This window comes from Enterobacter sp. ku-bf2 (assembly GCF_001742765.1).
Taxonomy (GTDB): Bacteria; Pseudomonadota; Gammaproteobacteria; order Enterobacterales; family Enterobacteriaceae; genus Enterobacter; species Enterobacter quasiroggenkampii.
This window is the reverse complement of sequence record NZ_MDVW01000006.1, coordinates 68,455-81,700: the sequence shown is the minus strand read 5'-3', so window position 1 is coordinate 81,700 and position 13,246 is coordinate 68,455. Positions and strand designations below refer to the sequence as shown.

At 52.0% G+C, this 13,246-nt stretch carries 13 protein-coding genes; 1 reads left to right on the top strand and 12 read right to left on the bottom strand.

Translation table 11 applies throughout. The annotated features are described in order from the left end of the window. Positions 1-49 precede the first annotated feature (49 nt). The gene (locus BFG58_RS24295) at positions 50-229 is read left to right on the top strand and encodes a hypothetical protein (protein ID WP_095455415.1); all 180 of its coding nucleotides are present in this window, start codon (positions 50-52) and stop codon (positions 227-229) included. 337 nt (positions 230-566) lie between these two features. On the opposite strand, the gene BFG58_RS11470 is transcribed toward BFG58_RS24295, so the two are convergent. From BFG58_RS11470 to ndk, 12 genes are all read right to left on the bottom strand, one after another. After that, positions 567-1,193 (bottom strand): BRO family protein, encoded by a 627-nt coding sequence (locus BFG58_RS11470; RefSeq protein ID WP_069719839.1) that lies wholly within the window; start codon positions 1,191-1,193, stop codon positions 567-569. Between the two features lie 40 nt (positions 1,194-1,233). Beyond that, positions 1,234-1,449: an AlpA family transcriptional regulator gene (locus BFG58_RS11465; RefSeq protein WP_023325059.1), complete on the bottom strand. Its 216-nt coding sequence runs from the start codon at positions 1,447-1,449 to the stop codon at positions 1,234-1,236. A gap of 666 nt (positions 1,450-2,115) precedes the next feature. Next, positions 2,116-2,766: a hypothetical protein gene (locus BFG58_RS11460; RefSeq protein ID WP_023325060.1), complete on the bottom strand. Its 651-nt coding sequence runs from the start codon at positions 2,764-2,766 to the stop codon at positions 2,116-2,118. A 35-nt stretch (positions 2,767-2,801) separates the two neighbouring features. Then, positions 2,802-4,025: a site-specific integrase gene (locus tag BFG58_RS11455; RefSeq protein ID WP_069719838.1), complete on the bottom strand. Its 1,224-nt coding sequence runs from the start codon at positions 4,023-4,025 to the stop codon at positions 2,802-2,804. A 214-nt stretch (positions 4,026-4,239) separates the two neighbouring features. After that, positions 4,240-5,715 carry a ribosome biogenesis GTPase Der gene (gene der / locus BFG58_RS11450; RefSeq protein WP_024908655.1) on the bottom strand — a complete coding sequence of 492 codons (1,476 nt, stop codon included), beginning with the start codon at positions 5,713-5,715 and terminating at the stop codon, positions 4,240-4,242. A gap of 112 nt (positions 5,716-5,827) precedes the next feature. Then, entirely contained in the window at positions 5,828-7,006 is a 1,179-nt protein-coding gene (gene bamB, locus BFG58_RS11445) for an outer membrane protein assembly factor BamB (protein WP_008502135.1), read from the bottom strand. Between the two features lie 10 nt (positions 7,007-7,016). Then, positions 7,017-7,637, bottom strand: coding sequence for a YfgM family protein (locus BFG58_RS11440; protein WP_008502136.1), 621 nt, complete (start codon positions 7,635-7,637; stop codon positions 7,017-7,019). Positions 7,638-7,650: 13 nt separating this feature from the next. After that, positions 7,651-8,925, bottom strand: coding sequence for a histidine--tRNA ligase (gene hisS, locus BFG58_RS11435; RefSeq protein WP_032622984.1), 1,275 nt, complete (start codon positions 8,923-8,925; stop codon positions 7,651-7,653). A gap of 80 nt (positions 8,926-9,005) precedes the next feature. After that, complete coding sequence (gene ispG / locus BFG58_RS11430) at positions 9,006-10,124, bottom strand: flavodoxin-dependent (E)-4-hydroxy-3-methylbut-2-enyl-diphosphate synthase (protein WP_008502138.1); 1,119 nt, start codon at positions 10,122-10,124, stop codon at positions 9,006-9,008. A 26-nt stretch (positions 10,125-10,150) separates the two neighbouring features. Further along, a complete protein-coding gene (gene rodZ / locus BFG58_RS11425) occupies positions 10,151-11,167 on the bottom strand; it encodes a cytoskeleton protein RodZ (protein ID WP_032675331.1) in 1,017 nt (338 codons plus the stop codon). A 293-nt stretch (positions 11,168-11,460) separates the two neighbouring features. Next, positions 11,461-12,627, bottom strand: coding sequence for a bifunctional tRNA (adenosine(37)-C2)-methyltransferase TrmG/ribosomal RNA large subunit methyltransferase RlmN (locus tag BFG58_RS11420; protein WP_014171168.1), 1,167 nt, complete (start codon positions 12,625-12,627; stop codon positions 11,461-11,463). 169 nt (positions 12,628-12,796) lie between these two features. Continuing rightward, positions 12,797-13,228, bottom strand: a complete 432-nt coding sequence (ndk, locus tag BFG58_RS11415) for a nucleoside-diphosphate kinase (RefSeq protein WP_003860625.1) — start codon at positions 13,226-13,228, stop codon at positions 12,797-12,799. Positions 13,229-13,246: the final 18 nt, after the last annotated feature.

The following is a 13,246-nucleotide window of genomic DNA, read 5'->3' as shown; positions in this document are numbered from 1 at the left end:
TGTGTAATGTGTCATCACACATAAACACATTACATCGGGTGTAATTAACGTGTCAACACACAAAAACGAGAGACGTGGTAATCCTCCATTCCAATTTCGGCTGGATCCAGAACTGCGAGAAATGATGGAACGGGCGCAACAGCAGGATGGTGATGAGTCGCTAGCCGCGTGGCTGAAGAGGATCGTTCGCAAAGAACTCCAACAGCGTGGAATTGCCCCTAAAGAGTAAATAATGAAAAAAATCCTGCTTGGTCTTCTCGTCTTATTAATAGCAGTATTCGCACTCAAATCATGCCTCAGCAGTGAGAGCGCTTGCGGAAGTAACGAAAAAGACGTGCTGAAGCAAAGTTGCGAAAAATTACTAAACAAAAATTGATTATCGCAGGGGGCGACGGAGAGATCCTCGCCCTTGCTACGGGGAATAATTAATTGGCTGCTTTCGGTGCGAGCGAAGCCCTGCCCCAGATGAGCATAATTGTTCTTCATGGCATTAACCTTTTTGAATTGTTTAGTGAGCTGTCGCGACAAACTTATTTTGAGTGCTCTACATCGCAAGAGCACGCAAGTTATTCATGAACCCGATTGTTGTTTCCATCCGTAGCTGGGCGAACCTCAGTGAACGGCTCGTGAACATCTTCACCTAACAGCTCAGGCTGATACTTACGCCACAGTTGAATCTCCTCGCGCACAAGAGCCTCTTTAGCACCCTTACATTGCTGCAACTTATAACCGCGTTTACTGGCCTCCTGCTGATAGGCTGCCATACGCCGGCTAAAATCGTTCAGGAACACGAACGGCACGCCATAAGAGCCAGTTTTGCGGATTGAGGGAATCACCTCGCGAAATACCCAATTACTGAAACGATGGGCGAATGTGCCTGCCGTAGTAGCTTTGCGGCTACGGGCGATCAGTTTGTAGAAACCAGATTCAGAGACAGCACTATGATTTGGGTTTCCACGAATACCGTAAGTTAAAGTTACGGTATTTCTCTCGTCATCATCCAGAGCCTGCAACGCCATACGCGAATTGGATAATTCCAGCGCCGCGCAAACATCCTTTGCAACGAACCACGGTTCACCATTGAGCTTAACAATGCGAACTTTTAGCCCCTCAAAATTGATAACGGAAATATCATCACTACAGTTTTCAGGGTGAGGGAAGCCCTGACCATTAAGGCCATTATTTGATTTCATACTTTTCCTCGAATCTAATTTACAGAAGTGAAGATCTGACTTAGTTAGCTTTGCGCCGCTCTTCTAGCCAGCGATTAATCTCTAGCGCATCAAAAGCAGTCACGTTATCACTCAACTTGACGGGACGTGGCAAGATTCCATTTTTGACCCAACGATCAATTGTGGGCATGGATACCCCAAGCAACGCAGGCATACGGAAACGACGGATGTAACCTTCAGTAGGAATAGCTGAGTAAACTTCCTGTTTTTCCAACATTTTTATGCTCCTGTGATAGCTGGTAAGGTTAGATGAAGTTTAATGATTCCTTACGCAGCATTTCCAGCATAAATAGATTCTTTTGAAAGAAATTAGGTTTCTTTTGAAATAATGAATATCTTTTGAAAAATGAGGTGGCCGCCGAAAATTTGATCACTGTTATAAAACAGGACATTACAAGTCATACGAACATGATGAGTTATCAACGCTTTACATCTTTTTGTAGGTCTAGGTATCTCTAGGTATCATTTGGTATGTATGCTCATCACATGTAACTCAATGGGTTACATTGGCTGTTAATGACTGTTATTGGCCGTTAATGCCCAGCTATGACTTGCAGTGAGGTTATATGATAAGACTTAACCTACCAATGCATAACGTCGTATCACTCAACATCACTCAACGACATCCAACAATATTCAATAGCCCACAACATCATAAAACCGCACAAAACTGCGCGAAACTGCGTACAAGTGCGCTAAGTAATACAGCGGGCTAACCATGACATAAAAGGGGAAAGTGGATATCGAGGGGGGAGATCAGGAAATGAATGAGTTTTTTTGTTGCGGAACAGCTTAGTAAGGCGGATAAATATTGAGTAATGAAAACCGATAAGATGCCCATTTTGTCTTCGTGCAAGTACGCAACGGGCACTCTAACTAAACTCTATTCTGCAGCATACATCGCTAATAGCGCCTGTTTTGCCTTTGCTGCAAATGCCGCTCGGCTTATGCCTTTCGTTGATAAACCTTCAGATTCTAACAATTCCAATACGTCACTATAAATTGCACTTATATTGGGCTTTCCCGAGTTAACATATGAGGATGCCCCGGACTTTTTAACTAAGAGATGAATGAGAACCCCCATCATCTTCATCGTTCCTTCCTGTTCATCTTGTTTACGGTGTTGGCCACGTCCACTTCTGTTTGTTTCTTTTATGTAATTTATAAGCTGCAGCCCACCTAAATTACGAGCCTTCTCCTCCCATCCTTTAGTGCCGCGCAAATCATCAATAGCTTCTTTAACTTTTTGAGCGATTACTTCGGGTGTACTTTCTTCAACGAACGGGAAAGCAGCTAAAAAAATGTCTAAGGCGTTACAAGCTTCATCTGTAGTTATTTTTTTATCCCTGTGAACTTTTAGCGCCCTCGCAATTGATTTGCGAGTAAGATCAACATAGTCAGAGTGCTCAGGGGGTACATCACTGAGACGCATTAGTGGATTCAAACCGGCGAGTGCCAATGCCATTTCCTGTGGCGTGATGGATACAGAAGCACATAACCTCTCAATTGGTGATTTCCTCAAGATGTCTTTCATGCTTTACTCCCTTTCACTTTAGATGTCATAACTCCTCAGTTATCCCCTCTTTCCAACGTCACCATTAATTCGGCCCAACACGATAATGCAGCTTTTCTCTCTTCGAAGTACTGGTGCCGGTTATAGATACCTTCAACGCCGGGGATTTTATGGTTTAAGCAACGCTCGGCTATCAAAGGATCAATGCCTAACGCCGCCATTTGAGTGCGCATAGTACGGCGCAAGTCATGAATACTGAACGGCTCGATTCCATGCATTTCCCTCAACACAGACGGCATGACCATATTGAGAGTTGCTCGGCTAATGTGAGTTCTGCTACTAGCTCTCCTGCCGGGTATAAACCAACGGCTGTTTCCAGCAAAAAGTCTTATTTCTTTTATCCACTCGATCACCGGCTGCGCCAATGGTATATCAATGTCATCGCCATTCTTTGCTCTTGAGCCGGGAAGATGCCAGACGCCCTTCTCAAGATCGAACTCAGTCCATTCAGCAGCACATAACTCCATTTTGCGCACACCCAGCGCCAAAATAAGTTTAAAAACTAGCTCATTTTCCCTGCTGATTCCTTGCCCACTACGCAGCGCTTTAAAGAACATTTTTAACTCATCACGACTCAATGCCCGCTTTCTTCCCTTCTCCTTTCCCCCAGCATCTTTTGAGCCGAATGATATAGCAGGATTAACATCAATCATGCCTCGAACGACCGCGAAGTCAAACAGGCGTTTGAGCATACGGAGAACGTCATTAGCGACTGTGGGCGACCCACGCTTAAGAACGTCTTGAAGAACACTATCAACGTGGCGTGGGCGAACTTCTTCGACCTTCATTTTTCCAATTAAGGCCACAATATTCTTTTGCAGGCTAGCGAGGAAAAGCTCTGGATGCTTGTACGTAGGCTCGATCTGACGAGAGTAATACTCAGCTGCAAGTTCAGAAACGTGGATAGCGTTCTTTTCAGCTTCAATTTTCGCTATCGCTTCAGCCTTGCGTTGTTGCTTCTCTGCAGCCACGTCATGCCCAAGAGCAACACGGGCTGCAAGTTCCTTAGCAATCTCCCTTGCTTTAGCAAGCGAGATAACAGAATAAGAACCAATCATTAAGGTCCGAGGCTTGCCGGCAAGTTTGTATCGAAAACGCCAGAATGGAGTTTTGTCTTCTTTGCGAAAGCGGAGATAAAGTCCTTCGCCATCGGACCTACCCTCGAATCGTTCGCCACTCTTGATCCACGCTCGGATCTGCATATCGGTAAGTTTTGGCATGCACGTATACCTAGCAATCTACTGGTACATCAAAAATGTGTACCCAAAAGCGTAAAGGTGTACCCAAAACGACATAACTGCATGCTGGGTACACCTCTGTGTACACCTAAAGGATGCACTTTCCTGCACTCTTATGATAGCCCCTGAAAACAAAAAAGCCCGAAATATTCGGGCTTTAGGATGCTTATGATAGCTAGCAATTTACGATGAAAGCTTATTTGCTTTTCTTAATGTGCTTAATCAGGCGCTTACGCTTACGCATCTGGTTTGGCGTCAGGGTGTTGCGCTTGTTGGCGAACGGGTTTTCCCCTTCCTTGAACTGGATACGGATAGGCGTACCCATTACGTCCAGCGATTTACGGAAGTAGTTCATCAGGTAGCGCTTGTAGGAATCCGGCAGGTCTTTCACCTGGTTGCCGTGAATCACCACGATTGGTGGGTTATAACCACCGGCGTGGGCGTATTTCAGCTTCACGCGACGACCGCGCACCAGCGGCGGCTGATGGTCTTCAGCAGCCATATTCATGATACGGGTCAGCATGGCGGTGCTCTGACGACGGGTGGAACTGTCGTAAGCTTCGCGCACGGATTCGAACAGGTTACCCACGCCGCTGCCGTGCAGCGCAGAGATGAAGTGCACGCGGGCAAAGTCGATAAAGCCCAGACGGAAGTCGAGGGTCTCTTTCACTTGCTCACGAACCTCGTTGCTCAGGCCATCCCACTTGTTGACCACGATAACCAGTGAGCGCCCACTATTCAGGATAAAGCCGAGCAGAGAGAGGTCCTGATCGGAGATACCTTCGCGTGCGTCGATAACCAGCAGCACGACGTTGGCATCTTCGATCGCCTGCAGGGTTTTGATAACGGAGAATTTTTCCACCACATCGGTGATTTTCCCGCGCTTACGCACCCCGGCGGTGTCGATGAGGACATACTCACGCTCATCGCGCTGCATCGGGATGTAGATACTGTCGCGGGTCGTGCCCGGCATGTCGTAAACGACCACGCGCTCTTCACCCAGAATACGGTTAGTAAGTGTAGACTTACCTACGTTTGGACGGCCCACGATAGCCAGCTTGATCGGCAGATCCTGCGGGTTGAAGTCGTCCTCAGGCTCTTCTTCTTCGCCCTCTTCTCCGTCTTCAAACTGCGCCCAGTATTCAGCGTCTTCGTCCACCTCTTCCGGCGGGTTCACTTCGTCAACCCACGGCAGCAGAACGGTTTCCAGCAGGCTGGTAACGCCACGGCCATGCGATGCCGCGATAGGGTAGATTTCACCCAGGCCCAGAGACCAGAAATCCGCGATGGCCTGATCGGCATCGATGCCGTCGGTTTTGTTCGCCACCAGGAAGGTTGGTTTTTCGCGTGAACGCAGGTGTTTAGCGATAGCGGAGTCCGCCGGCATCAGGCCAGCGCGTGCATCCACCATGAACAGCACCACGTCCGCTTCTTCAATCGCCAGCAGCGACTGTTCCGCCATGCGTGTTTCCACGCCGTCTTCTGTACCGTCAATACCACCGGTATCAATACAGATGAACTCGCGTCCTTCCACCTCTGCACGACCGTACTTACGGTCACGCGTCAGCCCCGGGAAATCCGCAACCAGCGCATCACGGGTGCGTGTTAAACGGTTAAAAAGAGTGGATTTTCCAACGTTAGGGCGCCCGACAAGCGCGACCACAGGTACCATGTTTGAAGCCTCATAAAATTCAAAATAACGTCGCTTTCGCGGCGTTTTTAAAAATGTCAAAACGGCTCCTGAGTGAACAGGAGCCGTTTAGTATACTACAACCGCCGGGTAATTAACGCGTGATCGCGTACAGCGTGCCGTCTTTTGCCTGAATCAGCAGTTTGCCGTCGGCCACAACCGGGTCGGTCAGGAAACCGGAGCTGTCGACTTTTTGCTGCGCAACAAAGCGGCCGTTATCCGGATCGATCCAGTGCATATACCCTTCGCTGTCGCCCACAACCAGGCTACCGTTGTACAGCGCTGGCGCAGTCAGCAGACGGTGCAGCAGGTCGCTTTGCGTCCACAGCGTCACGCCGCCTTCGGTACTCAGGGCCAGCAGACGGTCGTTCTGGTCAACCATATAGATGCGGTTACCCTCAACGATGAAATCATTTACCGAGCCCAGCTCACGTTTCCACATGATCTGGCCGCTGCGCAGATCCAGCGCGGTCAGGTTGCCGTTGTAGGCCAGCGCGTAAACCACACCGTTAACGATAACCGGTGTTGTGTCCACGTCGCTCAGACGGTCAATTTCCGTTGAGCCTGTGGCCTGAGAGATACGCTGCTGCCAGATCATCTGGCCCTGCTGCATCAGCACGGCGCTCACGCGACCGTTGTCACCGCCCACAATGGCAGCACCAAATGCGGTAGCCGGGGCAGATTCGCCGCGCAGAGAGAGCGCAGGCATATCCAGGTTAACGGTCCATTTCACCAGGCCGTCCGCTTCGTTCAGCGCCTGCAGCTGGCCGTTGCTGGTATGAATCAGCACCAGGCCATCGCTCACCACCGGACGCGACAGGGATTCACCCGCCACGGTTGTTTGCCAGGCAATGGAGCCGTCGCTGCTGTTCAGGGCATAAACCTGCGCTTTTTCGCTGCCCACGTAGACGTGACCACCGGCAACGGTCAGGCCGCCAGACAGCAGTGCCGGCTTACGGGAGAACCAGCCGTCTTTTTCCGCCAGGTTAACGGACCACACTTCTTTTCCGTCATCCGCGTTCACCGCTTTCACGGTACCTTTGCGGTCAGCCGCATAGACAACGCTGTCTGCATACGCTGGATGAAGGTTGGAATAGAAATCACCAATCCCATTGCCCACGGAGACATCCCACGCGGTGGATGGGGTAAACTGGTTTTCAACCGTCGGCAGTGGGGACATTTTCACAACGTCTTCTTCGCCACTGAACAGTGAACAACCACTCAATAACGTAACAGAAAGCAGTCCTGGCAGAAGTAATTTACGCAATTGCATCGGGTCCCTCTCAGACGGACAAATTATTTATTTTCATCTGCATCATTTCGCTCAGCGCAGGTGAAGCATTGCTCTCTACGCCAGCTTGCCACGCTTTACGCGCGCCCGCTTTGTCACCTTTGCTCAGCAGTGCTTCACCGCGCAGATCGGCAACGATGGCAGCAAAGCCTTCGCCTTTGATGGTATCGAGCGTTTTCAGCGCATCGTCAGCTTTCTTCTGCTGAACCTGAATACGTGCCAGGCGCAGATTGATCACCGCTTTCAGGTTTTCATCACTGGCGGCAGCAAGGCCCTGAGACAGCTGTGCTACGGCTTTATCCAGTTCGTTCTTATCAACGTACTGCTGAGCCACTTCCAGCGCAGCCAGTGCACCGTAGGTGTTTTTGTTGTCAGCCGCAAATTTTTCTGCCGCCGTCAGCGTTTGCGGCTGATCGGCACGAATTGCGCTCACGGTATTTTCATAGGACAGGGACGCGCCGCGCGCGGAATCCGCCTGATGATTGTTCCAGTAACGCCAGCCTACCAGCGCACCGACACCTAAAATAACCCCAACAACCAGCGCTTTGCCGTTTTCAGCAAAGAAGCGTTTAATCGCGTCGACCTGATCGTGTTCGTTCTCGTAAATTTCCACGCAGTCCTTCTCCTTAGCCCAATAGAGTGCGCAAGTGCGCCGCAACGCCGTCCTGCGTTACCGTTGTCTGCTCACCAGAGCGCAGGTCTTTCACCACCACTTCGCCGTTGGCCACTTCGGACTCACCCAGCACCAGTGCGATACTTGCGCCCCACTTATCGGCACGAGCAAACTGTTTTTTGAAGTTGCCGCCGCCATGGTTGGTCATCAGCTTAACGCCCGGCAGCGCATCGCGCACGCGTTCGGCAAGCTGCATTGCCGCAGACTGCGTTTCCGCGCCTGAGGCCACCAGGTATATATCGACAACGGAATCTGCTTTAAATTCCGGATTAACTGCCTGAACCAGCAAAACAAGTCGCTCAAGACCCATTGCGAAGCCTACAGCAGGTGCTGCGCGACCGCCAAGTTGCTCAACCAGACCGTCATAACGACCGCCCGCGCACACGGTGCCCTGAGAGCCGAGGCTCGTGGTCACCCACTCAAACACGGTACGGTTGTAGTAGTCCAGACCGCGTACCAGGCGCTGGTTTACGGTGTAGGCGATGCCAGCCGCTTCAAGCAGCTTACACAGGCCCGCGAAGTGTTCGCGAGATTCTTCATCCAGATAATCACCCAGCGCAGGCGCATCGTTCAGCAGTGCCTGAACATCTGCGTTTTTGGAATCCAGAACGCGCAGCGGGTTGCTGTACATGCGACGTTTGCAGTCTTCGTCCAGCTTCTCTTTATGCTGTTCCAGGAACGCCACCAGCGCATCGCGGTAGTTAGCGCGCGCTTCCAGAGAACCGATAGAGTTCAGCTCGAGGGAAACGTGATCGGCGATACCGAGCGCACGCCACCAGCGGGCGGTCAGCATAATCAGTTCAGCGTCGATGTCCGGGCCCTGCAGGCCAAAGACTTCCACACCCAGCTGATTGAACTGGCGATAACGCCCTTTCTGAGGACGTTCGTGGCGGAACATCGGGCCGATATACCACAGGCGCTGCTCCTGATTGTACAGAAGACCATGTTCGATGCCGGCGCGTACGCAGCCCGCCGTCCCTTCCGGACGCAAGGTCAGGCTGTCGCCGTTGCGGTCCTCAAAGGTGTACATCTCTTTTTCAACCACGTCGGTGACTTCACCAATCGCGCGTTTGAATAACGGGGTCTGCTCTACAATCGGCAAACGGATTTCGCTGTAACCGTAGCTGCCGAGCACCTGCTTCAGCGTGCCTTCAATGCGCTGCCAGATGGCGGTTTCGCCAGGCAGATAATCGTTCATGCCGCGGATGGCTTGAATGTTTTTTGCCACGTTTATTCTCTTTCTATATACAAAAAAAACCCAAAGAATGGGTTCAATCATACATGGGAAGCTCGCGGCTTCCCATCACGTTATTTTTCAACCTGCTGAACGTTAATACGCTGTGTCTCGTCCATCATGGCGGCTTTCGCACGGATGCGGGCTTCAAGCTGGTCGATCATGTCGCTATTATCCAGACGATCTTTACGAACGCCATCTTCATAGAGACCACTTTTCTTGTTACCGCCGGTCACGCCCAGGGTTGACACCAGTGCTTCCCCCGGACCGTTCACCACGCAGCCGATGATAGAGACGTCCATCGGGGTGATAATGTCTTCCAGACGTTGCTCCAGGGCATTCACCGTCCCGATCACATCAAACTCCTGACGCGAACAGGTTGGGCAGGCAATGAAGTTGATCCCACGCGCGCGAATACGCAGCGACTTCAGGATATCGAAACCGACCTTGATCTCTTCGACCGGATCGGCCGCCAGCGAGACGCGCAGGGTGTCACCGATCCCTTCAGAGAGCAGCAGCCCCAGACCGATCGCGGATTTTACCGAGCCGCTGCGCAGGCCGCCCGCTTCAGTGATCCCGAGGTGCAGAGGCTGGTCGATCTGCTTTGCCAGCAGGCGATAAGATTCTACGGCCAGGAACACGTCGGAGGCTTTTACGCTGACTTTGAACTGATCGAAGTTGAGACGATCGAGATGATCGACGTGACGCATCGCGGATTCGAGCAGCGCCTGTGGCGTCGGCTCACCGTATTTTTCCTGCAGATCTTTTTCCAGCGAACCGGCGTTAACGCCGATACGGATAGGAATATTTTTATCGCGGGCGCAGTCCACGACCATGCGGATACGCTCTTCGTTACCGATGTTGCCCGGGTTAATACGCAGGCAATCGACGCCGTATTCGGCCACTTTCAGTGCGATGCGGTAGTCGAAGTGAATATCCGCCACCAGCGGAACGCTGACCTGCTGTTTGATCAGTTTGAACGCCTCAGCGGCATCCATGGTCGGGACGGAGACGCGAACAATGTCCGCGCCTACACGTTCTAATGCTTTGATTTGATTGACCGTCGCTTCCACATCGGTGGTGCGCGTGTTGGTCATCGACTGAACGGCGATAGGTGCCCCATCGCCGATTGGCACATTCCCAACGTAAATCCGTTTCGATTTTCTACGTTGAATCGGAGCCTGGTTATGCATGAAAAATCTCCCGCGTTGCCCGTCTGTTACTGTGCTGCTGATTGTTCGGCATTAACGGTAAGACGTGCAACCTGGTTAGTTCTGATAAAGCGGCTCAGGTCGACAGGTTTTCCTTGATACTGGATCTGTACCGCTGCCGGAGCGCCGATTTTAAGTTTATAGGGAGCCTGGCCTGTTAGGTTTAACGTGCCATCTTTGCGCTGCAGGCCGCTGAACAGTTTTTTACCTGTCGCGTCAGTCACTTCCAGCCAGCAGTCGGCGCTGAAGTTCATTACCAGCGCGTTAGGATCGGCTGCTGTGGTCGCCGTACCCGCCGGGCTGGTTGGCAGAGACGCTGCGGTATTGTCTGCAGGCTGAGTAGCTGCAGGCGCGTTCGCCGCCGTATCAACATTTGCCTGAGAAGGGGCAACCACCGCATTTTGATCCTGAGCTTGCGGCGCAGCGGTGTTAGCCGTTGCTGCTGGAGCCTGCGCAGCATTGGTCGCTGTCGCATCTGGCGCTGCGGTCTGTGGCTCGCTGGAAGTCGCTGCACCGTCGGTATTCAGCGGCACGCTCTGGGCGTTATCCGTTCCGGCCTGGTTGAGTTCGGCGGAGGATTGATCGGCCATGGTGGTGATCTCTTCCTGCTGCGCCTTGTGGTTTTGCCACCACCATGCTCCGGTCAGACCGATCACCACAAACAGCACCAGCCAGGTAAAGCTCATCAGCCAGCCATCACGTTTTTTACGACGTTTCCCCAGGGAGAAGGTCTGCATCGGCGCAACTTTTGCTGCACGGACCGGCGCCTGCTTCTCCATCATTGGCAGTAATTCGTTTTCGGGGATGTGCACCAGTTTTGCGTAAGAGCGGATATAACCGCGCAAGAACGTTGAAGCCAGATCGGCAGGCGCCTTATCTTCTTCAATATCGCGAACCGTGGAAACCTTCAGGCACAAGCGTTCCGCAACGGCTTGCTGGCTGAGTCCGAGTTGTTCACGGGCGTTGCGAAGACGAACGCCAGTGGAGAGTGCTTCATGTTGGTCGTGAGTGGCTTCAGTATTCATTCGCTACAACTACTGGTACGTGAAAAATAAGGGTTCAGGCGCCGGTGAGTCACAATGCCACCCGCACCGCGAAACTTCTGGTCAGTTAACCTTGAACAGAGAGTATAAGACTGTCAGCCCGGAGATGACAGTACAGCCCTGCCCGTACGGCTAAACTGTTGTTACGTCGTTACATACTGCCCGAAAGTCGGATGAAACGCACCGTAATTATTGATCAGTCTTCACGAATCTGACTGATTATTCAGTAAGGTTATGTCTCACGGCGCAGATAATGCGCCGCGAGTGCATAATAATCAAACAGCTTTAACCGCGATCGTCTCGCCCTGCATGCGTTTACGCAGGGTACGCTTGGTACGGTCAATGACATCACCAGCCAGCTGTCCACATGCGGCATCAATATCATCACCACGCGTTTTACGCACGATGGTGGTGAAACCATACTCCATCAGCACCTTGGAGAAACGGTCGATACGGCTGTTCGAGCTACGGCCATACGGCGCGCCCGGGAACGGGTTCCATGGGATCAGGTTGATTTTGCACGGCGTATCTTTCAGCAGTTCAGCCAGCTGATGCGCATGTTCGGTGCCGTCGTTGACGTGGTCCAGCATCACGTACTCGATGGTCACGCGGCCCTGGTTGGCGTTGGATTTCTCCAGGTAGCGACGTACGGCGGCGAGGAAGGTTTCGATATTGTACTTTTTGTTGATCGGCACAATTTCGTCACGAATTTCATCGTTTGGTGCGTGCAGGGAGATCGCCAGCGCGACGTCAATCATGTCGCCGAGCTTGTCCAGCGCAGGCACAACGCCTGAGGTCGACAGCGTGACGCGACGCTTGGACAGGCCAAAGCCAAAGTCATCCAGCATGATTTCCATCGCCGGAACGACGTTGGTCAGGTTCAGCAGCGGTTCACCCATCCCCATCATCACCACGTTGGTGATAGGGCGCGTACCGGTGACTTTTGCCGCGCCCACGATTTTCGCGGCACGCCAGACCTGGCCGATAATTTCTGAAACACGCAGGTTACGGTTAAAGCCTTGCTGCGCGGTTGAGCAGAATTTGCACTCCAGCGCACAGCCAACCTGGGAGGAGACGCACAGCGTCGCGCGGTCTTCTTCCGGGATGTAGACGGTTTCAACGCGCTGATCGCCGACCGCAATCGCCCATTTGATGGTGCCATCCGCGGAGCGCTGCTCTTCCACCACTTCCGGTGCACGAATTTCAGCCACTTCTTTGAGCTTATTGCGCAGGACCTTGTTGATGTCAGTCATGTCATCAAAATTGTCGCTGCAGTAATGGTACATCCACTTCATGACCTGATCGGCACGAAACGGCTTTTCGCCCATCTCTTTAAAGAACTCGCGCATCTGCTGACGGTTCAGATCCAGCAGGTTGATTTTTCCATTTTTATTGGGAACCGCAGGAATGGCGACTTCGGAGGTATTCACTAATTCAGACATAATATTTACCGGCCTCGTTGTTACACGTTATGGCCCATGGAGGGTTGAATAGAAACGCCCCGGAAAGCGGTCTGCTCGTCCGGGGCGTTGCATTGTACAAAGTCTGGCGCAGGGATGCCACGTCTGGACGCGGCATTTACGAAAATAATGTGTAAACGAAACCGTTAAATTAACGGGTACGTGGACACACTTCGCCTTCAGCGAAGAAGAAAGCGATTTCGCGTGCAGCAGATTCAACAGAGTCAGAACCGTGGGTGCCGTTCTCGGTGAAGCTGTCAGCGTAGTCAGCGCGCAGAGTTCCTGCCAGCGCGTTGTCCGGGTTGGTTGCACCCAGCAGATCGCGGTGACGCTGTACGGCGTTTTCGCCTTCCAGTACGGATACCACGATTGGACCGGAGGTCATGAACTCAACCAGGCCGTCAAAGAATGGGCGACCTTCGTGCTCAGCGTAGAAGCCGCGCGCCTGCTCAACGGTCAGGTGCAGCATTTTGGTGCCAACAATTTTGAACCCTGCAGATTCAAAGCGAGCGAAGATGCTGCCAATAACGTTTTTTGCCACCGCGTTTGGTTTGATGATGGAAAAAGTACGTTCAATAGCCATGATAACCTCTGTCAATGT